The organism is Erwinia sp. L03-1, from assembly GCF_058686115.1.
The window spans coordinates 1,604,206-1,627,945 of sequence record NZ_CM178762.1 but is presented as its reverse complement, the minus strand read 5'-3'; the positions used below and the strand labels follow the sequence as shown (position 1 = coordinate 1,627,945).

Genomic DNA, 23,740 nt, shown 5'->3' with positions numbered 1-23,740 from the left:
CCGGGTTACGGCGAGAGGCGGATTAGAAAATGGCGACCGAGTCCGGGAAATGCCATTTTTCAATCAGCTGGCGGTAGGTGCCATCCTTCACCAGCGCCTGTAGCCCTTTTTCCAGCTGCGCGCGGGTTTCTTCGTCGCCCTTACGCACGGCAAAGGCAATATGGGTATCCGCCTCAAACTCGGGGCCAACCGCCTCGAAGAGATCGGGCTTCTCGTTCATCAGCGCGACGGTGCCAGGGGTTGAGAGGAATTCCGCATCGGCTCGTCCCTGCGCCACGGCTACGGCAGAATCCGTCGCTGACGGGAAGGTCAGGACGTTAATCGCCGACTTGTTGGCATCAACGCACCTTTTACTGTCCTCGCGGGCCTGGCTCTCCTCAATGCCCCCGAGCGTGACCACGATATTCTTTCCGCAGAGCGATAAATCACGCCCGGTTATCCGGGCAGGATTCCCCTTACGCACAATTACCCGGCTGCCGATCTTCATATAGGGCACAAAATCGACCTGGCTGGCGCGCGCCGCGTTGACGTACATCGCCGAGTTGATAACGTCGAGACGCTTACCCTGTAGCGCGGGGATCAGCCCCTTAAACTCCATCTGCATGGGAGCTGCCGTCAGATTGAGGTGCTGACCGAGGGCGGTGATGAGATCAATATCAAAGCCGCTGAGCGTTCCGTCCTTAACGAACTCAAAGGGCATAAAGGTCGCCGCCGTGCCGTAGGTGATCGTGCCCGGCGTGACGGCCTGCGTCGCGGTATGACCGGTCAGGGGGAGCGCTGCGCTGAGGGACAGCATCAGGCCGGTCAGGCGGCGGAACATCATTTTATTTCTGGTCATTGTGCTCTCCTGGTGAAGGCTTGCATTGGCTTTTATGAGTCAATAAATACAATCACTGACGCAGCGGACCTGCGCGCTTAAGGTGCATCTCCGCACCCTCATGGTGCGATTCGGGCTTTACTTCGTTGTCGGGAGTGGCCTGTGTTATTGTCTCTTTTGACCACAATAATGCATTCAGGAACGCTACCATCATGCAGCCCGCTTCTTCTGCAAGCAGTCGCCGGATAGCCCGGCAAATACTCGACCTGATATATGAAGCAAGATTCGATCCAGGTCATCATTTACGTGAACAGCATTTAGCTGATGCGCTCGGCGTATCGCGTACGCCGGTGCGGTCCGCACTGAAGGAACTCACCCTGCTGGGGGCGGTTGAAGCGCGGCCAAACCAGGGTTTCTTCTTAATCAAAAACGTCGATGAGCTGTTGCAGCTGGCTATTGAACAGCCGAAAACCAGCGATCAGACTCTCTATGAAAAGCTGGTGCACGATCGCATCGCCGATGCCCTGCCCATCTCTTTTACCCAGACGGAAATTGCGCAGCGCTATGATGTTGACCGGGGCGTACTGTCCCGTACGCTGCTGAAGCTGGCGGAGGACGGGCTCATCGCTCGCAATACCGGGCACGGCTGGCGTTTTCTGCAAACGCTGGATTCTGAGGTCGCGCGACAAAACGGCTACGGCTTTCGCCTGATGATTGAACCCGCGGCGCTGCGCTCGCCGCTGTTCCGTCCCGATCGCCACGCGATCAAACGCATGCGCGCCCGGCATCTGTGGCTGATCACCCACCCGGATATCACCCTGGTTCCGGCAAGAGAGATTTTTGAAACCGATGCCGACTTTCACGAAATGCTGGCCGAGGCCAGCGGCAACCTCTATGTCCTGCAGGCGGTCCAGCAGCAGAACCGCCTGCGCCGCCTGCTGGAGTTCGGCAGCTACCACAATAAACGTCGCGTCCGGGAGTGGTGCGAAGAGCATGTCGCTATTCTTGATGCGGTGCGCGATAACCAGCCTGAAAAAGCCGCGGTGCTGATGCAGCAGCATCTGCAATCGGCGCACGATCTGGTCGCAAAAAAGGCGGCGAAGTCTTAACTGGCGCACGATTGAGGGGCTAAAATGGCGGCGAAATCGTAAGCGGCATCATTTTTGCATTATCTGCTCCTGAAAATACAACCAGGAGAAAATAATGGATTTGCAAATTGATCACCGCGTGGCGCTCGTTTGTGGGGCAGGCAGCGGTTTAGGACGTGCGATTGCGCTATCGCTGGCTCAGGAAGGGGCGCGCGTCGCCGTCACCGGGCGAAACCGCGAAAAGCTGGCAGAGACCGTGGCGCTGATCCAGCAGCAGGGCGGAACGGCTCAGGCCTGGACGCTGGATCTGGCCGCCCCTGAGCGCTTCACAGAGACACTGAACGCCATCCGCCAGCACTGGGGAGACGTGGATATTCTGGTGAATAATTCCGGGGGGCCGCCGCCAGCCCGCGCCCAGGGCGTGGCGGCAGAGGTCTGGCAGCAGCAGTTCAGCCTGATGGTCGGGGCGCTTATCCAGCTTACCGACCTCGTGCTGCCCGCCATGCGCGAGCGCGGCTGGGGTCGCATCATTACCACCACCTCATCGGGGGTTATCGCCCCGCTGGCAAACCTGGCGCTGTCGAACGCGCTGCGAATGAGCCTGCTGGGCTGGTCGAAAACGCTGGCGGGCGAGGTCGCCGCCGACGGCGTGACGGTAAACGTGATGGTGCCCGGACGCATCGCCACCGATCGGATTGCCCAGCTGGATGCCATTAAGGCCGGGCGGGAGAACAGCACGCCCGAGGCCATCGCGGAGAAAAGCCGCCAGAGCATTCCGGCGGGCCGCTACGGCAGACCGGAAGAGTACGGGGCCGCAGCCGCGTTTCTGGCCAGCCAGCAGGCGGCCTATATTACCGGCAGCGTGCTGCGCGTAGACGGCGGACTCATCCCCTCGGTGCTATAGCGTTGCTTTATCCGCGGCACGGCAGCACAATCTGACACTGGTACGCGTTAATGATAACTATTATCATGCTTTACGATAATATTATCCCGGAGTGTACCTATGCAGGCAGAGCTACCCGAATCAATCACCACTGACTGCTGCATCGTCGGCGGCGGCCCGGCGGGTCTGATGCTCGGCTATCTGCTGGCCCTGGCGGGCGTTCAGGTCGTGGTGATTGAAAAGCACGCTGATTTCCTTCGGGACTTTCGCGGCGATACCATTCACCCCTCTACCCTGCAAATTATGCACCATCTGGGGCTGCTGGATGAGCTGCTCACGCTGCCCCACCAGCAGGCGCCCAAGCTTCAGGCCGAGATGAACGGTCGCGATGTGACAATGGCTGACTTCTCGCGGCTGCCGGTAAAGTGTCGCTTTATCGCCTTTATGCCGCAGTGGGACTTCCTGAATTTCCTGGCGGCTAAGGCCGCCGCGCTGCCGACCTTTACGCTCTACCGCTCGACGCGCCTCGACGATCTGATCTGTGACCAGGACCGCGTCTGCGGGATCCGCGCGTCATCCGGTACGGCCACCACGGAAATCCGCGCGCAGCTGGTGGTGGGAGCGGATGGTCGCCACTCACGCGTCAGGGAAAAAGCCGGACTGACCGGCCGCGAATTTGGCGCCCCGCGCGACGTGCTGTGGTTTTCGCTGCCGAAACAGCCCGACGATCCGGCGGTGAGCATGGGGCACAGAGGGCCAAAGCAGAACGTTATCATTATTGACCGGGGTGATTACTGGCAGTGCGGCTACGCTATTGCCAAAGGTCATTATGAGCAGATGGCGCCGCGGGGTTTACCTGGCTTTAAGCAGGAAGTGGCGCCCTTTATTCCCTTCCCGCCCGACAGGCTGGATGCGCTGACGGAGTGGGATCAGCTCCGGCTGCTTGTTATCCGTATTGACCGGCTCGATGAGTGGGCAAAGCCTGGCGTACTTTGCATCGGCGATGCGGCCCATGCTATGTCGCCAATTGGCGGCGTGGGGGTCAATCTTGCCATTCAGGATGCGGTTGCCAGCGCCAATCTGCTGGTTCCTCACCTGCGGAAAGGTCGCGTCAGCCTGAAAAACCTGCAAAAGGTGCAGAAGCGCCGGCAGTTTCCCACCTGTGCCACCCAGTTTATCCAGATAAAGATGAGCGGCAAGAAACGCAAAAAAAGCAAAAGCACAGGCAGCCCGATCCCCCAACTGGTCAGTCGGCTGCGGTTTTTACCCCATGTGTTTGGCTGGATCATCGGGCTGGGATTTCGTCCCGAGCGGCCCCGACGCTTCTAAGCTTTCGCTCTCAACAGCCACAGGCCGGTGAGGATCTGCCAGCAGGTGATGGGATAGACCGAGGCCCGCTCAATTAACCCCGTCGGCAGCAGGTTAAGGGGGATAATCAGCATGCTGAGCAGGCCAACAGCGCCCAGCAGCAGACTGATTATCCCCCACTGCCGATCGCGCCGTCGGCTCTGGCCACGTAATAGCACACCCGCCGTCAGCAGGCACAGATTCCCTCCCGCAATCGCCAGTACCGCACCAGCCTGATGCAGGGTTATGCCGCCGTTCCCGCCCCCGCTATGAAAAAGCGCAATCATCACGCCGCCGATGCCGTGCAGCAGGCCGGTCAGCAGGAATAGCCATCTGCCTCGCGGACGGCATCCGCTGCCGATCAGTAAGCAGGCAAGGAAAAACAGCATACCCTCGGCGGCAAAGCCCATATTCATCACCGCATGGCGCGGCGAGCAGATCGCCCGCCCGTCTGCCAGCACGCCGCAGACGGGAATGCCAAGGTCGCTAATGTAGTTCTGCATGTAACGGTAAGCAGGAACATGCCAGGCCAGCGCGCTGATTTTTTCGGCGAGCAGATAGACCGCCCCGCCGAGAATAAAGCAGCCTGCACCGATTTTCTGTCTGATTGAGTCGTTCATCCGCGCTATCCGTTATGCAGCCGCTGTCGCGAACGCAGGCTGGGAAACCAGGCCATCCACAGTCCAACTACCAGCAGCGTGCCGATGCCGCCAACGGCCACCGCGGGAGCCGCCCCGAGCCAGGCCGCCAGCATGCCCGACTCAAACTCGCCGAGCTGGTTGGAGGTATTAATAAAGATCGAATTCACCGCACTGACCCGCCCGCGCATTTCGTCCGGCGTATCAAGCTGCACCAGCGCCCCGCGGATCACCATGCTGACCATATCGAAGCCGCCCAGCGCAAATAGCGCCAGCAGCGAGAGCCACAGCTGGGTGGAAAACGCAAACAGCAGCGTCGCGACGCCGAACCCGGCTACCGAGGCGAACATAATTTTGCCGACGTTACGCTCAAGGCTGCGACGGCTGAGCCAGAAACCCACCAGCAGGCCGCCTACCGCCGGTGCGCCGCGCAGCAGCCCCAGCCCCCATGGCCCGGTATGCAGGATATCCTTCGCAAAAATCGGCAGCAGCGCGGTTGCGCCACCCAGCAGCACCGCGAACAGATCGAGCGAAATAACGCCCAGCACGTCAGGCCGACGGCGAATGAAGTGAATACCGGCAAAGACGCTGGCGAAGGTCGCAGGCGCGCGCGGGGGCGGCGCATGATCGTAGCGCAGGCGGCTGACCATCAGAATGGAGATCAGGTAGAGCGCGGCGGTGGTGGCATAGACCACTCCCGGCCCGGCGACATACAGCAGCCCGCCCAGCGCAGGCCCCATCATCGAGGCGGTCTGCATTGAGGCCGCATTCGCCGCCGTCGCACGGGCCAGAATCGCCGGTGGCACCAGCGCCGGAAGCATCGACTGCAGTGAAGGCGCCTCCAGGGTGCGGGCAACGGAGATGATAAAGATCAGGCTGAGCAGGAGGATCTCGTCGGTTCGGTGCGCCAGCGTCAGGCCCGCCAGCACGGCGATGGCAATCCACTCGGTGGCCTGCCCGAGCAGCACCACGCGGCGGCGATCGAACTGGTCAGCAATATGCCCGGCCGGCAGCGCCAGCAGCACGGCGGGAAGAAACTGCACCAGGCCAATCAGCCCGAGGTCGAATGCGCTGCCGGTCAGCGAATAAATCTGCCAGCCCACCGCGATGGAAAGCATCTGAAAGCCGAAGCTTGAGGCGGTGCGGGCCAGCCAGAATGCGGTGAAGGATCGGTAGTGAAAAAGTGAGTCCGTGGCGTCAGAAGAGGGTGTGGGCATAGCGATTCCTGGTGGATGTAATAGCAGGTGTTATTTTTATTGTGTGGTCAGCGGGCAACGATCGTCAGGGCGAGCTGGCCGGTTTGGCATATTTCCATAGCCAGCGTCCGGAATGCATCCGTCGATAGAAAAACCAGCCGCGTACGATCCAGTCGAGGAACATGCCCATCCAGATCCCCACCACGCCGAAGCCCAGCAGCACGCCCAGGGTATAGCCCGCGACGATGCGGCATCCCCACATACCCAGCAGCGATATCCACATGGTGTAGCGCGCATCACGCGCCCCTTTCAGCCCGGCGGGCAGTACCCAGGACGCGGCCCAGAACGGCATAAAGGCGGCGTTGAGCCATACCAGCACTTTGACCACGTGAATGACGTCATCTTCCCGCGTATAAAACGAGGCCAGGATACCCGCGAAGGGCACCGTTAGCGCCGCCAGCGCGCAAAGGCCGAGGGTGGAGAGCCAGAAGATGTGGCGCAGCTGCCGTTCGGGCTGGAGCAGCTGTCCCTTGCCGAGGCGGGTTCCCACAATAATGGTTGAGGCCGATCCGAGTGAGTTACCGGGCAGGTTAATCAGGGAGACGATAGAGAAAGCAATAAAGTTACCCGCAATGACGTTGGTGCCCATTCCGGCGACGAAGACCTGGGTCAGCAGCTTTCCGCCGTTGAACAGGACCGATTCGATACTGGCCGGAACGCCAATGCCCAGCACCTCCATCAGTATGCTGGTGTTGAGCTTGCTGAAATAGCTTCCCAGGGTAATTTTCAGTCGGGGATTGAAGCCGATCATCAGCACATATATTACCGCTACCGCGCCGATGTAGCGGGAGAGGGTCAGCCCCAGTCCGGCCCCGGCAAAGCCGAGGCCCTTCCAGGAGAAACAGCCGTAGATCAGGACGGTGCTGATAATAATATTGAGTATGTTCATCCCGCCGTTGATCAGCATCGGGATTTTGGTGTTCCCTGCCCCACGCAGCGCGCCGCAGCCGATCAGGGCAATCGCCGCCGCCGGATAGCTCCACGCGGTGATTTGAAGGTAGGTGAGCGCCAGCGACTTAACCTGCGGCTCTGCCGCTCCGGCAATCAGATTGATGATGGCCCCACCAAAGAATTCGATCAGTATCGCCAGCAGTATGGCGAAGAGGGTCATCAGCACCAGCGACTGGCGGGCAGCGGCCTGCGCCCGCTCACGGTTGAGTTTGCCGAGGCTGAAGGCCACCACTACCGTGGTCCCCAGGTCGATGGCGGCAAAGAAGGCGATAACCACCATATTGAAGCTGTCGGCCAGCCCGACTCCGGCCATTGCCTCTTTACCCAGCCAGCTGACCAGGAAGGTGCTGAGTACCCCCATCAGCAGGACGCAGAGATTTTCAAAGAATATGGGTACGGCCAGCGGAGATATTTCCCGCCAGAAGAGAACACGGTACGAATGTCTTTTGGGATACCACGCCGAGTGTTTGATCGCCTGCAGCAGAGTCACTCTGAAGTTTTGCAAGTTTGTTCCAGCCGGAAAGAGGAGAGTAGGCCTGATTGATGATGGTAAAAGCCTGACAATTATGCAAAGTCTTTTTGTGGGACTGTTGCGAAAATTTTACTGGAAAGGGGATTTTTTGTGACTTTTTGGATGTGACGGGCTGCTATATCTGCTGTGGCGGTGGGTAATCCCTGCGGGTGACGGGCTGCGATATCTGCTGTCGCGGTGGATAATCCCTGCGGGTGCTGGGCTGCAATGTCTGCTGTTGCGGTGGGTAATCCCTGCGGGTGACGGGCTGCGATATCTGCTGTCACGGTGGGTAATCCCTGCGGGTGACGGGCTGCGATATCTGCTGTCACGGTGGGTAATCCCTGCGGGTGACGGGCTGCGATATCTGCTGTCACGGTGGGTAATCCCTGCGGGTGACGGGCTGCGATATCTGCTGTCACGGTGGGTAATCCCTGCGGGTGACGGGCTGCGATATCTGCTGTCACGGTGGGTAATCCCTGCGGGTGACGGGCTGCGATATCTGCTGTCACGGTGGGTAATCCCCGCGGGTGCTGGGCGTCCTCACGCCACGCTTCGCGTGGTGCCTTTGGCTCCGACTCCAGGCCGGACGGCCCGGTCGCGAGCGGGCATCCCTGCCCGCCGCTCCCTGAGTGCAGCATCCCTGCTGCCCTCGCCTGGCCCTCCGTCTTCGCCGCAGCGCTGCGGATTGCCCTTCACCCGCGGGGATTATCCACCTCTCAGGCTTTGGAGTTGCTTTAAGTGTGTTAGCTAAGCCTTGATCTGACAGATTTTGTAGGTAGAAAATTATCAAATCTGACGGTCTGGTTTGAGCGAGTTATAGTCATTCTCACCCTGAGAATTACACTTTGAAGTGATTCAGGGTATGCGCTTGCTGGTTACGAATATTGAGCGAGAATCATGCGATGATCGCCGCTTTTCTTTCGAGCCAGTAGGTGCTCCACGTTCGCTAACGAATACTCAGGGCATGCAGATAAACTGCTCGCTATATTTCTTTCGAAAAGCGTGGAATGCATACCAATCCCCGATGAAAAGGAGTTGGTGATGACCGCGACTAATCAGTTTGCTGCACATGTTGGTCAGGACTGGGCAGATAAAAAACACGATGTCTGTGTTCAGTTTAAAAACGGTGAACGCGTATTCCATGTGATTGAACATACAGCAGAAGTGACCCTTACCCACAGCCAGCACAATGCAAAGGGAGCAGGCGGGTGGGGCCCGGTGACAGGCATTCCGCAGCGCTGAGTGAAGAGAGGAAGACCCGGATGGGCCAGCAGGGAGGCTGGCACAAGGGCATGCCGGGACAGGGATGTCACGTCATGCCCGGTCCGAAAGGTCAACGAGCGGAGCGAAGGCACCGCGCCACGCGCGGCGCGAGGACCGCCAGGCACCGGGCCCCACCTGTTGGCGACGGTACCAAGCCTCCAGCCAGCAGGCACCACCCACAGGCCACGCGGCCCTGAAGCTTTGGCACAGAGGTTGTCTTATATGCAGAGTTCTCTTCACGTTCAATCCTCTCAAAGTATTGCCTGTAACAGTCTAAACCGCCCTTACCCACAGCCAGCACAATGCAAAAGGCCCCACCTGTGGGCGTAAAGAGTCAAAAAGGGGAATGGCAAACGGACAAAGGGCGATCGACGACCGCCCTGATGTGTCATCAGCAAATGGCTGAAAAGTTACTGCGCCTTAGGTTCACCTGCGGCCTTAAGCCTTTTCGACAGATCACGGCGCTCCTTCGACAAATCGGCGTTCTTAATGATGTAATCATCAACGCGATCTTCATAGTCGCTGCGCATGCTGCTAATAATCTCCTGAATAGCCTCAATGCTCATGCCCGGTTTGATATATTCGCTCAGGTTGTCGAGCAGCAGGACACGCTTCTGGTTATCACGAATTTTCTTTTCGTTGTCGTGTATCTCGCGCTGCAGTTTATTCTTGCGACGGAACATCCGTACAAACTCCAGCACGTCCTGAAATGATTGCTTTGCATTTTCCATGAAGACACCTTTCATTTAGGCCTGTTCGCACAGGCGTCATTATCGTAGCCCTCAGCTTAACGGCTCACCGCCGCCGAAGGCAATTTTCAAACTGTAGAGTCAGACTGGCACTTATCTTACCGCGAAGCGCTAATTCCCGCAGTAAGTTGTTGCATATCGCTTATTTACGCAGCGCCAGGCGTAGCAGATCCGACAGCCTTTCCAACTGTCCGGCCAGCTCAAGACTTAGCCAGACGTAACCGTGGATCGGCGTTTCTACTCCCTCACTGCTGTTAGATGCCTTGATCAGCTGACGCAGCTCGCGGCCAATCTCCGCCAGCTCGGCGTTGTTGGCGGCAATTTTATCTGTGCTGCCCGCAACAATCGCCGTCGAAAGTGCGCGCAGCGTATTTTCGGTCATCTGCTGGGTGCGACGCAGCGTCGGGGCATTAAGCATGATCAAATGACTCTCGCGTGAGGCCCACCATGCGTTCAGCTGCAGCTCCAGCGTGCAGACCATATTGCGATTCAGCGTCTGTATGCCTTCGAAAACCGAGCGCGGCGTACGGGTTTCCTTACTGGCCGGCTCGATCAGCGCACGCATTTTTACCACGCCGGTCAGTAGTCGCTGGAGAGGACGCGTCAGCCGGGGCTTCTCCACCAGATTGGGGGAGACACCGGCATGGTAAATTTTCGCCGTCTCAAGCCAGACGTCCGACATCCTGATTCGCCAGTGGGTATAGGCCTTTTGTGGATAGATGCTGGTGAACAGCAGCGCAAGGATCGACCCCAGAATCACATCGCCGCCCCGCCACAGGGCCGTGGTCATATCGCCCGGCGGCGCACCGCAGATCACCGCCAGGGTAATGCCAATCAGCAGCGCCATGTAAGGATGTTTCCCCAGGGTGAGAAAGCCGCACAGAAACATCACCACCGTACACCAGCCCAGCATGACCGGCAGCGAAATCAGCTCAAGCTTCAGCGCTATCAGCCCGGACACCGAGCCAAAAATCGTTCCGCCTATACGTTGTACCGCCCGGGGAAAGACATTCCCCCATGAGGAGATCGGCCCCATCACCACCACCAGGGTGATCAGCGGCCAGCTCCCCTCGGGGATATGCGTCAGGCGCACTAACAGAAATGTCAGCACAAAGGCCAGCGCCACACGGATGCCGTGAACGGTTCGATAGTTGCGGTAAAGGGTGAATTCAAAGGCCGATAGCGGCTTGTCGGGACGCACTCTGTTCTCCTGGTGGCAGGTCATCGACGTGGATGATACCCGATTGAAAACTCTACGTACCAGACTCCCGTCTTATTTTCTTTCGCAACCGGCTGGCGACATCGGCTAAAAAGCGTACTCGATCCCGCACACCCGGGGTTTCAGGCACTCTTCCTCAGCAGCTCAAGCAGGGTCTGCATCTGGGAATCAATGTTGATAATGTCCTTTTTTACGATCAGATGGAGTGGCGTCGCTCGGCGAATACCGCTCTGCAACGGCAAAATTTTCATCGTACCCGCATTCAGATGCTGCATGATGCGCTCCTCCGGTAGCCAGCCATAGCCAACCTGATGCATAACGGCCTCAATAGCTGCCTCGATGGTGGAAAAGGTCCAGGATTCGCTACTGCTGCTTTCATCCTGCACCGGCGGCTGCTCTCTTTCCGCAATGCGTATCTGAGGGTATTGCCTCAGGGTTTCCTCAGTAAGCGTCTCTGCCTGATGATGCAGCGGGTGATCGCGATGCGCCACGGCAACGAAATCAATGTTCATCAGCCATTCACCGCGCCCGGTCATATCCTGGCGGCGCGTCATGACCATCACATCCGCTTCGGCACCGCTGCCGGCCCAGGTTTCCAGTACTTCCGTGAGGTTGATCTGCGTATGCGGATGCAGGTGCTGGAACCGCCGCAGCGCGGCAAACAGCCTGCCGCGCGGGAAAATACTGTCCACCACCAGCTCCAGTCGGGTGCGGATACCGTCGCGCAATGAGGCGGCGTGAGATTCTACGTAATCAAAGGCTTTAAGCAGCGGTCGCACCTGGGCCAGCAGCAGCGCGCCGGAAGGCGTAAGCACCGTTCTGCGCCCCTGCGGCTCCAGCAGCGTCACGCCTAATCGTTCCTGTAGCAACGCCAGGTTGTAGCTAACGGAGGACTGACTTCTGTTGGTCACCTCGGCAGCCCGGGCAAAACTACCCTGTCTCACCACTTCGTTGAGCAGGCTCCACTGTTCGAGCGTCGACTTATGCATTATTCATCTAAATTATTAATGAGTTTCATCCAAAACTAGCATTATTCATTAATAAAATGAAGAGATAGACTGATCCTACGCCAACAGGAGGAATAATGATGAGCACATTCGATAAACATAATCTTGACGGTATTGTCGGTAAACACCTGGTTTATACCTACGATAACGGCTGGAACTATGAGCTGTACGTTAAAAATAAAGAGACTATCGATTACCGCATCCACAGCGGCCTGGTGGGAAATCGCTGGGTGAAAGACCAGCATGTGTATGTGGTGCGCGTCGGATATCAAATCTACAAAATGTCCTGGACCGAACCTACCGGTACTGACGTCAGCCTGATCGTCAATCTGAGCGATAAACTGTTCCACGGCACCATCTTTTTCCCGCGCTGGGTCATGAATAATCCTGAAAAAACCGTCTGCTTTCAGAATGATCATCTGGCAGAGATGCAGCGTTATCGGGATACCGGCCCGGCCTATCCTACCGAGGTGATTGACGAGTTTGCCACCATTACCTTTGTTCGCGACTGCGGCCTGGATAACGAGAGCGTCATTGCGTGCGCGGCGAGCGAATTACCCGCTGATTTCCCTGAGAACCTGGAAAACTAAAGGGTAGTAGAAGTGAATAACTGACGGAAACACTGGGGCGTCAATTCTGTATTTCGCAGTTATCCTTCTGACTGATCCAATCACTGCGTCTGCCGGGAGTCATCATGCATCCGTCCCTTGAGTTATTTATTACGCTGACTATCCGCGTGGATCGCCCCATCGTTATTTTTAACGATCCGGGTAAGGTAAAAAGACAGCTTATTCCCATATCTGGCGGTGAGATGACGGGAAGGCTGAGGGGGAGGATCCTGCCCGGCGGTGTGGACAGCCAGGTAATTGACCGTGAAGGGGTTTGCCGCCTCTCTGCCCGCTATGGTGTGGAAACGGAGGACGGCAAACGCTTTTTTATCGAAAACAACGGCATACGCAGGGTGCCTGCAAGGTATCTGCCGCAGCTGTTTGCTGATGATATGGCTTTTTTCTCAACTATCCCGCCCGGTGAGATCTATTTTTTCACCACCCCGACCTTTGAGGTCGCTGATGACTCGCTCTCATTTTTGCAGAAAGAGATATTCATTGGCCGGGGGACGCGTGGTAACGACGGGCTGGTAATGGCGTTTTATCAGCTTCGCTAAAACTACGCGGCTAACAGCAGCCCGGCCAGCGGCGTTAACTATGCAGCTAATAGCTGACCTGTCCGCTCCGCTAGAAACAGGTGGCTAACAGCAGCACCGTCAGCTTCGCTCATCTGCAAAGCTGACGGGCCATGCTGGACCGATGCTGAGGTTACAGCTTCTGCTTAATGTAGTCTTCAATACGCGTCAGCACGCCCGCTTCATTTACCGCCTGCAGGGTGACCAGCGGATAAGAGGCCAGCTGCTTGTCGCCGTCCACCAGCTGAATGGTGCCGACCTGCTCGTTGAGCTTCAGCGGCGCTTTAAGGTCCTTGCGCTCAATCACGTACTTCGCCTTAATCTTTTTCACTTCGTCCCGTGGCAGCGCCAGATAGACGTCTTTATCGCTGCCGACGCTGACCTGGTGAGGATTGCCATACCAGACGTTTTCATGGCCAATTTCTTTACCCGCATGGAACAGCTGGACGGTATCAAAATTGTTCTGGCCCCAGACCAGCAGCTTGCGCGCCTGCTCTTCCCTGCCCTTCGAACTTTTCCCGCCCATAATGACCGCAATCAGGCGGCGCTGGCCGTCCACGCTGGAGGCGATAATGTTGAAGCCCGCGCTCTCCGTATGGCCGGTTTTCAGACCATCCACATGCAGGGTTTTATCCCATAATAAACCGTTACGATTTTGCTGAGTAATGCCGTTCCAGCTGAGGGATTTTTCACCGTACATCTGATAAAAATCGGGCTCACCGTAGATGATGGCGCGCGAAAGCTTCGCCAGATCGCCCGCCGTCGTGTACTGACCGGGAGCATCGAGGCCGTGCACGGTTTCAAAATGGGTATTGCTCAGCCCCAGCTTCTGGACGTACTGGTTCATCTGCGTCACAAACGCCGCCTGGCTGCCCGCGACGTAATCCGCCAGCGCCACGCAGGCATCGTTGCCGGAGTCAATGATTACGCCCCGACTCAGGTCGCGTACGGACACTTTTTCCCCCGGCTTAAGAAACATCAGCGATGACCCTTTAAACACCGGATTCCCTGCCGCCCAGGCGTCATTGCCGACGGTTACCATGTCGTCACGGGTAATTCGCTTGCTGTCGATAGCGCGATCGACCACATAACCGGTCATCAGTTTTGTCAGGCTGGCGGGGTTGCGGCGCTCATCGGCATTACCTGCGGTCAGCACCTGACCGGTGGTCGCATCCATCAGAACCCACGAGGCGGCATCAATTGCCGGAGCCGTCATCGGAAAGGCTAACGGATTTTCATCGGCCTGCGCCAGGGAGGCAAAAGCCAGGACCATACTTAAACTTGCAAGCTGACGCTTCTTCACCGGTAAACCCTCAATAATGTGCTGTAGAAAAAAACCAGCCCGTTGTACGGGATCCGGCGCGCCAGTGTGTTAATAAATTGCAAGAAAATATTAATTTTCAGCCGATTAGCCTGCCCTGGCCGTCGGGACGATTTTCAGTTTCCAGGACCAGAGTAAAAATCAGTACCAGGGATAATCTGATAAGTTTCACTTTAGGAACAGTTGACCTTGTTTCTCCGTGTCGCTCCTTTACCGTTCACTGACGAAAAACTTACAATTGAGGGATAGGTATGTCTGCAACACGGGGTTGGTCTACGGAACTGGAGGGGCTGCGTGGCATTGCCTCACTCTGGGTACTGGTTGGACATATCAGCCTGCTGATTCACTGTCATATTACGCTGATATCATCGCCCGGCATTGGCGTCGATCTCTTTATCCTGCTTTCCGGTTACCTGATGGCGAAAAACTACGTCGAGCGTCAGCAAAAAGAACCCTGGCAAAGCACCACGACCATTAAGAAATTCTGGATCCGCCGCTTCTTCCGCATCGCGCCGCTTTACTATTTACTGCTGATCGTGGCGCTAATATATGGCCCGTGGTTTGGCGAAATGCGCGATACCATCGCCCAGTTTTATTCCGCTACCGCCACCGAGTCCTCCCGATATTCTGACCAGTCACTGGCCAATATTCTGACGCATTTCAGCTTCCTGTTTGGTCTGCTACCTGCTTATGGCTTTAATACGGTGCTGCCGGACTGGAGCATCGGGCTTGAGATGCAGTTCTACGCGCTGTTCCCGTTTATTATGCTGGTGGTGCTGCGTTTCGGGTATGCCGCCTCGCTGATAGGCATCATGGCGCTGTGCTGCGTGGGCCGCTATCTGCTGGCCGACTATTATGAAGCCTTCGTGATGCCGTCAATGATTCTGATTAAGCTCAATATGTTCCTGTCTGGAATGCTGCTGGCTGAAGCGGTACGCCGTAAGGCCCTGCTCTATGTGGCTTTTGCCCTGCTGGGTCCGGTTGCCAGCGTGGTGATTGGTCTGCAGGCCATTAAGCTACAGGTAATAATGGAAGTGCTGATGATCGTGGGCATGGCCGCGATTCTGTGGCAGTACGCCCCTGACGGCCTGATGGCCCGTCTTATCGCCCTGCCCCGCAGGCTGCTGAATAACCGCCTGAGTACCTGGCTGGGGGATGTTTCATTTTCCGTTTATCTGCTGCATCTGCTGATTGTCATTCCTGCTATCGCTCTGATGCTGTCTCATACCAGCCTGGGTAATAAAAGTGACATCGTGCGTTTCGTCGCGGTCTGCGCAGTTTGTATACCGATAACCTATGCTCTGGCTGCTCTGCTGTTTAATTTTGTAGAGAAGCCTGGGATTTTGATTGGAAAAAAGGTGCTGGCGAGCCGGCCTTTTGAAAGGGATTTGGTGGGGTGAGAAAAAGCCTTGGATGCAACATATCCAAGGCCTTTAACTTAACAGCTTACTGCCATTCACTCTAACTCTTTACCATAAAAAACCTTGCGTTAGCCTGAAGTTATCAGGAGATAAATATTTCAATGCCATTCATAGCATACTAGCTTTGTTTAAAATACCATCAATTAGTTATAAGCTAACAACCCAACTCGTTGATGATTAACGAATTATTAACAACAAGTGATTGCAATGCCTATAAAAAAATATTGCAACGATTAGTATCAACTTTTATAATTTATAAAATCAATCATTACGGCATCTTTACAATGGCATCGAAAACTGTGGCTGATATTCTCCAAAGGGGGAATAATAATCTTGACATCGTACGCCTTTTCGCAGCATCGATGGTGATCTGGAGCCATGCTTATGCAATCAATAATCCAGAAAAGTTAATCGAACCCATATCTAAATTAACCGGCACTGAGACTGGCGGTAGTCTGGCCGTGCATCTTTTCTTTTTTATTAGTGGATTGTTGGTAACCAATAGTATTTTAACCAAAAAAAATATAATTGAGTTCATTTCAGCTCGTTTTTTTAGAATCATCCCGGCCTTCTCTTTATTATTACTGATAACAGCGATTATAATCGGACCAATATTTACATCTCATTCGGTTGGCGAATATTTCTCAATTCCTTCCTGGCATGGATACATTAGCAATAACCTGTTATTCAACACGCAGTTCGATCTACCAGGCGTATTTACAACGAATAGTTATCCAGGAAGTATCAACGGGGCTATTTGGACTATTCGCTATGAAATCATTTGCTATATTTCCCTGTTGATATTATTTATTGCCTGGTTACCCAGAATAAAATATATTGGAACTGTGATTTGCGTGCTGGTAATACTAGAGCCATACACAGGCATTTTGAAAAACCACCTGGAATCCTTCAATCGCATAGATTTATCGTTAATGTATTCATGTTTTGCTTTTGGTGCCTTATTTGCAATTCATAAAAACATTATAAAACTGAATTATCTCTTTTTAACTTTTGTAGTCTTATGCTATTTAATTTCAATTAAATTCTCACATTCAATTGAAAGAGTATTGTTATCTCTTGTTATTTGCACTTTGTTTTTATATATATCTGCAACTAAGAGCTTAACGAAATTCCATCTAAAATATGATATCTCTTATGGCGTGTATCTTTGGGGCTTTCTTATTCAACAAATAATTTCCCATTTCTTTTCACTAGAAATTTACACCTCGCAAGTTCTTGCCATATTGATTTCTATGGTTATTGGATATATCTCTTCAAAATATATTGAGATGCCCGCCATGGCGTTGCATAAAAAAATCACCAAATATAAGTTACCCTTCTATATAAAAAATAACAGAATTAGTGAGCACGGTGAAAACTAAATTTCTTTAACACAATCTGGATCTTCTTATTCAGAAATAAAAGCTCCAGATAATTCTCATCGTATTTTTATAATTATAATGTATAATACATGAATATTCGATGCGATTGAAACCTGGAAAATTACGGAATTAAGAATGTTTTTACTGTTTACACGTTATGTTTCAGTTGGTGCTATCAACACATTGATCCATTGGATTACATTTGCCACCGGAGTTTATATAGTTGGCATAAATCAAATGTTATCAAATTTTATAGCTTTTTCAATTGCGGTCACTTTTAGTTTTTTTGCAAATGCCAGATGGACTTTTAAATCCCAGGCGAGCTTAGCTCGTTATGTTATGTTTGTATTTTTTATGAGCCTGGTAGCTTTGCTAACAGGTTATATCGCCGATAAAATTTCTTTACCTCCCATTCTAACCATGGTTATTTTCTCATTTTTAAGTCTGGTAATAGGTTTTTATTACAGTAAGCTTGTCGTTTTCAGGGAATTAAAATGAAAATTTCTTTAGTCGTACCGGTTTTCAATGAAGAGGATACCATTCCTGTTTTCTATAATTCGGTAAAAAACTTTCAACCGTTAAAAGATTACGAAATTGAGCTCATCTTTGTAAATGATGGAAGTTCAGACAACTCCAGACATATAGCTCAGGCATTAAGCACGGCAGATGCTTTAGTTGTATTAATTAATTTAACCCGAAATTTTGGCAAAGAAGCCGCGTTATTTGCTGGTTTAGAACACGCCAGTGGTGATGTCGTTATACCTATGGATGTGGATTTACAAGATCCGATAAGCGTTATTCCATTGATGCTTGAAAAATGGAAAGCAGGGGCTGATGTTGTTCTGGCTAAACGCTCAGAGAGAAACAGTGATTCCGCATTCAAAAAGAAAACAGCCACATGGTTTTATAAATTCCACAATGCAATAAGCCATTCTAAGATTGAAGAAAACGTTGGTGATTTCAGATTAATGAATCGTAAAACCATCGAAAATATAAAAAAAATGCCTGAAAGAAACCTCTTTATGAAAGGCGTTTTAAGTTGGGTTGGAGGCACAACTGCAATTGTTGAATATAGTCGTGCTGAGCGCGTTGCTGGTGATTCAAAGTTCAATGGATGGAAACTCTGGAATCTTGCTCTGGAGGGGATAACTTCTTTTTCCACTTTTCCCTTAAGGATATGGTCTTATCTCGGTTTAATTGTAGCTTTTTTATCTTTCGTATATGGAAGCTGGATGATAATTGATAAAATACTTTGGGGGAATAATGTCCCAGGCTACCCATCAATTATCGTGTCAATTTTGTTCCTGGGTGGCGTTCAACTTATTGGCATTGGGGTGCTTGGCGAGTACATTGGAAGAATTTACCTGGAAACCAAAAGACGTCCAAGATATCTTATCAAGGACATTTCATCATCAAGAGATAAGTGTAGTGAAGAATAAATACTCATCAATAATTTTCTTAGGTGCACTCCTTTTTAGTGTGCTTTTTTTAATACTATCCAGACTTTCACTCAATGAATTTCTAAAACCAACATCGCCTTTAGAAGAAAAGAAATCGTCTGGATTTTTTTATCACATTGACGATTGCAATATAAATTCTCGTTTTGCGCTGATCTCTGGCTGGGCCGGTTATATTGATGGTGGAATTGATACCGTAACAAATATCTACGTAGTCGATATAAATGGTGGTTTACATAAAATACAAAAAACAACCATCAGAAGATCTGATATTGTACAAGAAAAAGACAATAATGAGGCATTCGAACATTCCGGGTTCAGTGCTTCACTCTCTGTATCAAAAGATATGAAAATTGCGAATAAATTTGCGATTGAATCAGTTAACAACAACTCGAAGAGTATGGTTTATTATGATTGCAAATAAAAACAAAGTACTTCCGTACTTATTTTATTTTCTTACATTAATTTTTCTATTCTTACTTTCCAGGGCTGTCCACTTAATGTCCGGTGGTGATGATCAAATGTTTCTCCACATTCTGAGTGGAAAAGAATTACTTCCTTTACTCGATCAAAGATATCATGAGTGGAGTGGCCGCTTACCCGTTGAGGCACTTTTGATTTCAACAATAAATATTAAATTATTTTGGAAGATTTTAATTCCTCTATCTGTTCTTCTTATATCTTTCACTATGTGGAAAGCTTTTTTTAAAGATGATTTAAAAGCCTACATTGCTATTCCAGTGTCATTGGCTTTGTTTATGCTCATTACTCCAAGCGTGAATGCAGATGCCGCATGGTGGGTGACAGGATTTTATAATTATTTACTCCCACTATCATTGGGTTGCTGGTCGCTATTGATATTTAAAAATTCCGCCACAACACAACTCCTTCCAAGATCTTTAGCAATTGCGTCACTTTTATTGACCTGTTTTAGTGAACAGATAGCATTACTAATGATAATTGGCTCATGTTCGATTTATTTATTAAAAACCCATAAAACAAAATATGATGTTTTTTTCATAATGACAACATTGATATTAACAGCAATACTCCTGACCGCTCCGGGAAATAGTGGGCGCTTTGCATTTGAAGTTAAAAATTCCATGCCGGAATTTGAAGGTTACAATATAATAAATAAATTAACACTTGGCGTTGACAGGATCAACCACCATGTAAATGACCAATCAAATCTGATCATAAACATAATTTATGTGATGTGCATTTTCAATGTATTAAAAAATAAACTCTTAACTCATAGCGATTATCTGGCCATTGCCTTTATTGCTGTAAAATTAATGGGTTATTTATTGTCATACCTGAATTACAATCTGGTTGATATTATCTACAACAGAAACTATATCAGTGCAAGCTCCTGGTTTGGTTATAAGATATTCACATCGTATTTCTTCACTTTAGCTGCCATTTTTTCTTTAGCCTACTTGTCTTTCAAATATATAGAAAGTAGAAAAAATGCTATTGCCGCTGTTATTTTCATCTTATCTGGATGTGCAACGGTAATGATGATTGGATTTTCACCAACTGTTTATGCTTCAGCACAACGAGTCTTGTTCACTTTCGAAATATGTTTCCTTGCGACGCTTTGTTTGTATGTGAAGCAATTATTCTTCTCCAAACGCAGACAAGAATTATTTTAACAGGAATATAGTTTAACATGCAGGCAAAGGGTTCCTGTCACCGGGTGTGGATAGCAGGAGCCCCCCATACAGGAAGTCAACGAACAAGAGTGGACAGAGAGAAACCGTGAAAAACAACCAACCGCAACCCACCTTCCTTTTCCACGACTACGAAACCTTCGGCAAAAGCCCGTCGCTGGACCGCCCTGCTCAGTTTGCCGGAGTGCGTACGGATATGGATTTCAACATCATTGGCGAGCCAGAGGTGTTCTACTGCCAGCCTGCCGATGACTATCTGCCCCAGCCGGAGGCGGTGATGATCACCGGGATTACCCCTCAGGTGGCGCAGACGAAAGGCATGAACGAAGCCGCGTTCACCAAACGCATCCACCAGTTGTTCAGCGAGCCAGGCACCTGCATTGTCGGCTATAACAACGTGCGGTTTGACGATGAAGTTACCCGCAATCTGCTCTATCGTAACTTTTACGATCCGTATGGCTGGAGCTGGCAGCATGGCAACAGCCGCTGGGATCTGCTGGATGTGATGCGGGCCTGCTATGCGCTCCGGCCAGAAGGAATTGAGTGGCCTGAGAATGATGATGGTTTCCCAAGTTTCCGCCTGGAACACCTGACCAAAGCCAACGGCGTAGCGCATGAGAATGCACATGATGCGATGTCTGATGTTTATGCCACCATTGCAATAGCAAAGCTGGTAAAAGAGAAGCAGCCACGGCTGTATGAGTTCTTATTCAGCCACCGCAACAAACATAAAATCACCACGCTGATTGATATCCCGCAAATGAAGCCGCTGGTGCATATTTCCGGTATGTTCGGCGCATTTCATGGCAACACCAGCTGGATTGCTCCGCTCGCCTGGCATCCGGTCAACAAGAATGCCCTGATCACCTGCGATCTTGCGGGCGATATGTCTCCTCTGCTTGAGCTGGAGGCCGATCAACTCCGTGAACGTCTCTACACGCGTCGTGACGATCTTGGCGATGCCGTCCCTGTCCCAGTCAAGCTGATGCATATCAACAAGTGCCCTGTGGTGGCACCAGCAAATACCCTGCGCCCGGAAGATGCTGAGCGTCTGGGAATCGATCGACAGCGTTGCCTGGACAATCTGGCCCTGCTGCGCCAGCATCCGGAAATCCGTGAAAAGGTGGTCACGCTGTTTGCCGAAGCCGAACCCTTCACGCCTTCTGAGGATGTCGATGCCCAGCTGTATGATGGTTTCTTCAGTGACGCTGACCGCACGGCGATGAATATTATTCAGCAGACTGCACCTGAGAATTTACCGGCGCTGGACCTGACTTTTAACGATGGTCGCATCGAAAAATTGCTTTTCCGCTATCGCGCCCGTAACTACCCCGGTACGCTGGATGAAGCGGAGCAAAATCGCTGGCTACAACACCGTCGCGATGCCCTCAATCCCGAGCGGGTGCAGAGTTACGTGCAGGAACTGGAGACGCTGGTTAATCAGTATGAAGGGGATAACGCGAAGCTGGCACACCTTAAAGCACTGTTTGATTATGCCAGAGAGCTGGTCTCCTGATATCAGAGTGAAGTCAGAAATCGAACCATACCAGGATATAGTGGCGGAGTTCTGAGCTATTGGCATAAAAAAAGGGCGCCGGAGCGCCCTTTTCTTTCAAGCCGGGAATCTTACATCGGCTCTTCAGTGCATTGCGGCACCGGGTTACGGAAACTGCGGGTAACGAAAGCCAGATAAATCAGGCCAATTGTGCCCCATACCAGGCCAAGGATCATGGAGCTCTCTTCCAGGTTAATCCACAGTGCTCCAACCGTCAGTGCGCCACACAGCGGCAGCAGCAGGAAGTTGAAGTTGTCTTTCAGCGTTTTGTTGCGCCCTTCGCGGATCCAGAACTGCGAAATCACCGACAGGTTCACGAAGGAGAAGGCCACCAGCGCACCAAAGTTGATCAGCGCAGTAGCAGTAACCAGATCGAAAGTAATCGAAGTCAGCGCAATCACTCCTACCAGCAGCACGTTAAGAGCCGGCGTGCGCCATTTTGGATGAATGTAGCCGAAGAAACGCTCCGGGAATACTCCATCACGGCCCATCACATACATCAGGCGCGATACGCCAGCATGTGCAGCCATACCCGAAGCCAGAACGGTTACGCAGGAGAAAATCAGAATGCCAAACTGGAAGGCTTTGCCCGCCACATAAAGCATGATTTCCGGCTGTGATGCATCCGGATCCTTAAAGCGTGAGATGTCCGGGAAGTACAGTTGCAGGAAGTAGGACACCACAACAAAGATCACACCACCAATCAGAGCCGTCAGGAAGATGGCTTTCGGGATCACGCGACCGGCATCTTTCGTTTCTTCAGACAGCGAGCTGATGCCGTCAAAACCGAGGAACGAGAAACAGAGGATAGTCGCGCCGGTAATCATCGGCACTACATGCGCATTTTCAGACCAGAACGGCTTGCTGCTCACTAGCGTGCCGGCACCTTCACCGTGAGCGACGCCATAAATGACCATCGCCATGATGGCAACCATTACCACTACCTGCAGCACTACAATCACGCTGTTGAAGTTGGCCACGGTTTTGATGCCTTTCAGGTTTGAAAGGGTCATAAAGCCGACCAGCATCACCACAAAAATCCACGATGGGATGCCAGGCACCAGCGCTTCAAAATAAATTTTTGCCAGCAGGATGTTGATCATCGGCATGAACAGGTAGTCCAGCAGCGATGACCAGCCAACCATAAATCCGACGTGCGGACTGATGGCCTTCTGGGCATAGGTATACGCCGAGCCGGCAGACGGGAAGCGGCGTACCAGCTTGCCATAGCTCAGAGCAGTAAACAGGATCGCGATCAACGCGAAAGCATAGGCCGTGGCCACGTGACCATCGGTCAGGCCAGAGACGATGCCAAAGGTATCAAACAGGGTCATTGGCTGCATATAAGCCAGGCCCATCATGACCACAGGCAGCAGGGTAAGCGATTTTTTCAGCTGAGCGCGCGGCTGAGCCACAGAGGTCTGAGAATTAAGCGACATGATTCAGCCTCCCCATAGAGTCAACCTTTCTGGGTTGAACCATAGGGAAACTTCGCAAATTGCGAGCGTTCTTCTTGATTGGGGTAACGGACTGGCTGGTGGGAGTAAAGGTATAATCTGCCGCGGCGCCGTAGTCGTCGCGCAGGTGCTTGCCGGCTGCGGCCGGAGTAATGAAGTGTGGCCCCATCTTTCTTTTCCTCAACAAGATACGTTAGTGTGTTTAAAGCGTGTATCTATCCGGTTCTGGACCGGCCTCTTTGAATGCAATTGTGTTTTCAGCCAAAAAATAACCGGCGCATCAAATAAGCGTCGGTTATAGATATCATTTTGCTGGGGGCACATTTTGCACTACATACATGGAAGAAGACAAGAGGTTAAGGCCTTCAGTGGCAATTTCTTTGCATGTGGTCAGGGGGATTAGGAAGCGAATTACGTTAGCGCGCACACCGCAGGAGAGTAAAAACCAGCCCCTGGCGGCCGGGCAAAGTTAAGTCATTAATACCGGTAGTCCCCAGAGCTTCACCAATTCTTCGGCACACCGGTGCCGGATTGTCAGTGCGCATACTCCGACCACCTT

22 protein-coding genes and 1 pseudogene are annotated in these 23,740 nt (G+C 52.2%); 13 read left to right on the top strand and 10 right to left on the bottom strand.

Annotated features, from left to right (window positions below):
• Window positions 1-22: 22 nt before the first annotated feature.
• Window positions 23-838 (bottom strand): ABC transporter substrate-binding protein, encoded by an 816-nt coding sequence (locus tag AC4PCC_RS07400; RefSeq protein WP_492126916.1) that lies wholly within the window; start codon window positions 836-838, stop codon window positions 23-25.
• A 191-nt stretch (window positions 839-1,029) separates the two neighbouring features.
• Here AC4PCC_RS07400 and AC4PCC_RS07395 point away from each other — a divergent pair, with 191 nt between their 5' ends.
• From AC4PCC_RS07395 to AC4PCC_RS07385, 3 genes are all read left to right on the top strand, one after another.
• Window positions 1,030-1,926 (top strand): GntR family transcriptional regulator, encoded by an 897-nt coding sequence (locus tag AC4PCC_RS07395; protein WP_067707384.1) that lies wholly within the window; start codon window positions 1,030-1,032, stop codon window positions 1,924-1,926.
• A 94-nt stretch (window positions 1,927-2,020) separates the two neighbouring features.
• Complete coding sequence (locus tag AC4PCC_RS07390; RefSeq protein WP_492126915.1) at window positions 2,021-2,809, top strand: SDR family oxidoreductase; 789 nt, start codon at window positions 2,021-2,023, stop codon at window positions 2,807-2,809.
• Between the two features lie 99 nt (window positions 2,810-2,908).
• The gene (locus AC4PCC_RS07385; RefSeq protein ID WP_492126914.1) at window positions 2,909-4,117 is read left to right on the top strand and encodes an FAD-dependent oxidoreductase; all 1,209 of its coding nucleotides are present in this window, start codon (window positions 2,909-2,911) and stop codon (window positions 4,115-4,117) included.
• On the opposite strand, the gene AC4PCC_RS07380 is transcribed toward AC4PCC_RS07385, so the two are convergent.
• The 4 genes from AC4PCC_RS07380 to AC4PCC_RS07365 all read right to left on the bottom strand — a co-directional run bounded on the left by AC4PCC_RS07380 (window position 4,114) and on the right by AC4PCC_RS07365 (window position 8,132).
• Window positions 4,114-4,755 (bottom strand): DUF998 domain-containing protein, encoded by a 642-nt coding sequence (locus AC4PCC_RS07380; RefSeq protein ID WP_492126913.1) that lies wholly within the window; start codon window positions 4,753-4,755, stop codon window positions 4,114-4,116. The two genes, AC4PCC_RS07385 and AC4PCC_RS07380, sit on opposite strands and share 4 nt — an antisense overlap.
• 5 nt (window positions 4,756-4,760) lie before the next feature.
• Window positions 4,761-5,990, bottom strand: a complete 1,230-nt coding sequence (locus AC4PCC_RS07375; RefSeq protein WP_492126912.1) for an MFS transporter — start codon at window positions 5,988-5,990, stop codon at window positions 4,761-4,763.
• A gap of 64 nt (window positions 5,991-6,054) precedes the next feature.
• Window positions 6,055-7,485, bottom strand: a complete 1,431-nt coding sequence (locus tag AC4PCC_RS07370) for an EmmdR/YeeO family multidrug/toxin efflux MATE transporter (RefSeq protein ID WP_492126911.1) — start codon at window positions 7,483-7,485, stop codon at window positions 6,055-6,057.
• Between the two features lie 59 nt (window positions 7,486-7,544).
• Window positions 7,545-8,132, bottom strand: a complete 588-nt coding sequence (locus AC4PCC_RS07365) for a hypothetical protein (RefSeq protein WP_492126910.1) — start codon at window positions 8,130-8,132, stop codon at window positions 7,545-7,547.
• A gap of 403 nt (window positions 8,133-8,535) precedes the next feature.
• Between AC4PCC_RS07365 and AC4PCC_RS07360 the strand changes: the two are divergent.
• Window positions 8,536-8,694, top strand: a pseudogene (locus AC4PCC_RS07360) (IS110 family transposase); the annotation flags it as partial.
• 473 nt (window positions 8,695-9,167) lie between these two features.
• Here AC4PCC_RS07360 and AC4PCC_RS07355 read toward each other — a convergent pair.
• From AC4PCC_RS07355 to AC4PCC_RS07345, 3 genes are all read right to left on the bottom strand, one after another.
• On the bottom strand, window positions 9,168-9,488 hold the full coding sequence (locus tag AC4PCC_RS07355) for a DUF496 family protein (protein ID WP_067708320.1): 321 nt from the start codon (window positions 9,486-9,488) through the stop codon (window positions 9,168-9,170).
• A gap of 160 nt (window positions 9,489-9,648) precedes the next feature.
• Window positions 9,649-10,707, bottom strand: a complete 1,059-nt coding sequence (locus AC4PCC_RS07350) for an FUSC family protein (RefSeq protein WP_067708323.1) — start codon at window positions 10,705-10,707, stop codon at window positions 9,649-9,651.
• Between the two features lie 140 nt (window positions 10,708-10,847).
• On the bottom strand, window positions 10,848-11,714 hold the full coding sequence (locus AC4PCC_RS07345; protein ID WP_492126909.1) for a LysR family transcriptional regulator: 867 nt from the start codon (window positions 11,712-11,714) through the stop codon (window positions 10,848-10,850).
• 95 nt (window positions 11,715-11,809) lie between these two features.
• On the opposite strand from AC4PCC_RS07345, the gene AC4PCC_RS07340 reads away from it, so the two are divergent.
• Window positions 11,810-12,322: a phenolic acid decarboxylase gene (locus tag AC4PCC_RS07340; RefSeq protein WP_492126908.1), complete on the top strand. Its 513-nt coding sequence runs from the start codon at window positions 11,810-11,812 to the stop codon at window positions 12,320-12,322.
• 104 nt (window positions 12,323-12,426) lie between these two features.
• Window positions 12,427-12,897, top strand: a complete 471-nt coding sequence (locus AC4PCC_RS07335) for a DUF3237 domain-containing protein (RefSeq protein WP_492126907.1) — start codon at window positions 12,427-12,429, stop codon at window positions 12,895-12,897.
• A 151-nt stretch (window positions 12,898-13,048) separates the two neighbouring features.
• Here the strand turns inward: AC4PCC_RS07335 and dacD are convergent, their stop codons facing one another.
• Window positions 13,049-14,218: a serine-type D-Ala-D-Ala carboxypeptidase DacD gene (gene dacD, locus AC4PCC_RS07330; protein ID WP_492126906.1), complete on the bottom strand. Its 1,170-nt coding sequence runs from the start codon at window positions 14,216-14,218 to the stop codon at window positions 13,049-13,051.
• Between the two features lie 269 nt (window positions 14,219-14,487).
• Here dacD and AC4PCC_RS07325 point away from each other — a divergent pair, with 269 nt between their 5' ends.
• The 7 genes from AC4PCC_RS07325 to sbcB all read left to right on the top strand — a co-directional run bounded on the left by AC4PCC_RS07325 (window position 14,488) and on the right by sbcB (window position 21,685).
• Window positions 14,488-15,636 (top strand): acyltransferase family protein, encoded by a 1,149-nt coding sequence (locus AC4PCC_RS07325; protein ID WP_492126905.1) that lies wholly within the window; start codon window positions 14,488-14,490, stop codon window positions 15,634-15,636.
• 320 nt (window positions 15,637-15,956) lie between these two features.
• Window positions 15,957-17,039: an acyltransferase family protein gene (locus AC4PCC_RS07320; RefSeq protein ID WP_492126904.1), complete on the top strand. Its 1,083-nt coding sequence runs from the start codon at window positions 15,957-15,959 to the stop codon at window positions 17,037-17,039.
• 135 nt (window positions 17,040-17,174) lie between these two features.
• On the top strand, window positions 17,175-17,537 hold the full coding sequence (locus AC4PCC_RS07315) for a GtrA family protein (RefSeq protein WP_492126903.1): 363 nt from the start codon (window positions 17,175-17,177) through the stop codon (window positions 17,535-17,537).
• Window positions 17,534-18,478, top strand: a complete 945-nt coding sequence (locus AC4PCC_RS07310) for a glycosyltransferase family 2 protein (protein ID WP_492126902.1) — start codon at window positions 17,534-17,536, stop codon at window positions 18,476-18,478. The genes AC4PCC_RS07315 and AC4PCC_RS07310 overlap by 4 nt, the downstream gene beginning before the upstream one ends.
• Window positions 18,468-18,920, top strand: a complete 453-nt coding sequence (locus AC4PCC_RS07305; RefSeq protein ID WP_492126901.1) for a hypothetical protein — start codon at window positions 18,468-18,470, stop codon at window positions 18,918-18,920. Before AC4PCC_RS07310 ends, AC4PCC_RS07305 begins: the two co-directional genes overlap by 11 nt.
• The gene (locus AC4PCC_RS07300; protein ID WP_492126900.1) at window positions 18,907-20,151 is read left to right on the top strand and encodes a hypothetical protein; all 1,245 of its coding nucleotides are present in this window, start codon (window positions 18,907-18,909) and stop codon (window positions 20,149-20,151) included. The genes AC4PCC_RS07305 and AC4PCC_RS07300 overlap by 14 nt, the downstream gene beginning before the upstream one ends.
• Before the next feature lie 106 nt (window positions 20,152-20,257).
• Window positions 20,258-21,685: an exodeoxyribonuclease I gene (sbcB, locus tag AC4PCC_RS07295; protein ID WP_492126899.1), complete on the top strand. Its 1,428-nt coding sequence runs from the start codon at window positions 20,258-20,260 to the stop codon at window positions 21,683-21,685.
• A 110-nt stretch (window positions 21,686-21,795) separates the two neighbouring features.
• Here the strand turns inward: sbcB and AC4PCC_RS07290 are convergent, their stop codons facing one another.
• Window positions 21,796-23,163: an APC family permease gene (locus tag AC4PCC_RS07290; RefSeq protein WP_492126898.1), complete on the bottom strand. Its 1,368-nt coding sequence runs from the start codon at window positions 23,161-23,163 to the stop codon at window positions 21,796-21,798.
• Between the last annotated feature and the right edge of the window lie 577 nt (window positions 23,164-23,740).

Excerpts from the sequence above, each read along its gene's own strand:
- AC4PCC_RS07400 (WP_492126916.1), bottom strand. The coding sequence starts at position 838 with ATGACCAGAAATAAAATGATGTTCCGCCGCCTGACCGGCCTGATGCTG.
- AC4PCC_RS07395 (WP_067707384.1), top strand. The coding sequence starts at position 1,030 with ATGCAGCCCGCTTCTTCTGCAAGCAGTCGCCGGATAGCCCGGCAAATA.
- AC4PCC_RS07390 (WP_492126915.1), top strand. The coding sequence starts at position 2,021 with ATGGATTTGCAAATTGATCACCGCGTGGCGCTCGTTTGTGGGGCAGGC.
- AC4PCC_RS07385 (WP_492126914.1), top strand. The coding sequence starts at position 2,909 with ATGCAGGCAGAGCTACCCGAATCAATCACCACTGACTGCTGCATCGTC.
- AC4PCC_RS07380 (WP_492126913.1), bottom strand. The coding sequence starts at position 4,755 with ATGAACGACTCAATCAGACAGAAAATCGGTGCAGGCTGCTTTATTCTC.
- AC4PCC_RS07375 (WP_492126912.1), bottom strand. The coding sequence starts at position 5,990 with ATGCCCACACCCTCTTCTGACGCCACGGACTCACTTTTTCACTACCGA.
- AC4PCC_RS07365 (WP_492126910.1), bottom strand. The coding sequence starts at position 8,132 with ATGCTGCACTCAGGGAGCGGCGGGCAGGGATGCCCGCTCGCGACCGGG.
- AC4PCC_RS07355 (WP_067708320.1), bottom strand. The coding sequence starts at position 9,488 with ATGGAAAATGCAAAGCAATCATTTCAGGACGTGCTGGAGTTTGTACGG.
- AC4PCC_RS07345 (WP_492126909.1), bottom strand. The coding sequence starts at position 11,714 with ATGCATAAGTCGACGCTCGAACAGTGGAGCCTGCTCAACGAAGTGGTG.
- AC4PCC_RS07340 (WP_492126908.1), top strand. The coding sequence starts at position 11,810 with ATGATGAGCACATTCGATAAACATAATCTTGACGGTATTGTCGGTAAA.
- AC4PCC_RS07335 (WP_492126907.1), top strand. The coding sequence starts at position 12,427 with ATGCATCCGTCCCTTGAGTTATTTATTACGCTGACTATCCGCGTGGAT.
- AC4PCC_RS07325 (WP_492126905.1), top strand. The coding sequence starts at position 14,488 with ATGTCTGCAACACGGGGTTGGTCTACGGAACTGGAGGGGCTGCGTGGC.
- AC4PCC_RS07315 (WP_492126903.1), top strand. The coding sequence starts at position 17,175 with ATGTTTTTACTGTTTACACGTTATGTTTCAGTTGGTGCTATCAACACA.
- AC4PCC_RS07310 (WP_492126902.1), top strand. The coding sequence starts at position 17,534 with ATGAAAATTTCTTTAGTCGTACCGGTTTTCAATGAAGAGGATACCATT.
- AC4PCC_RS07300 (WP_492126900.1), top strand. The coding sequence starts at position 18,907 with ATGATTGCAAATAAAAACAAAGTACTTCCGTACTTATTTTATTTTCTT.
- AC4PCC_RS07290 (WP_492126898.1), bottom strand. The coding sequence starts at position 23,163 with ATGTCGCTTAATTCTCAGACCTCTGTGGCTCAGCCGCGCGCTCAGCTG.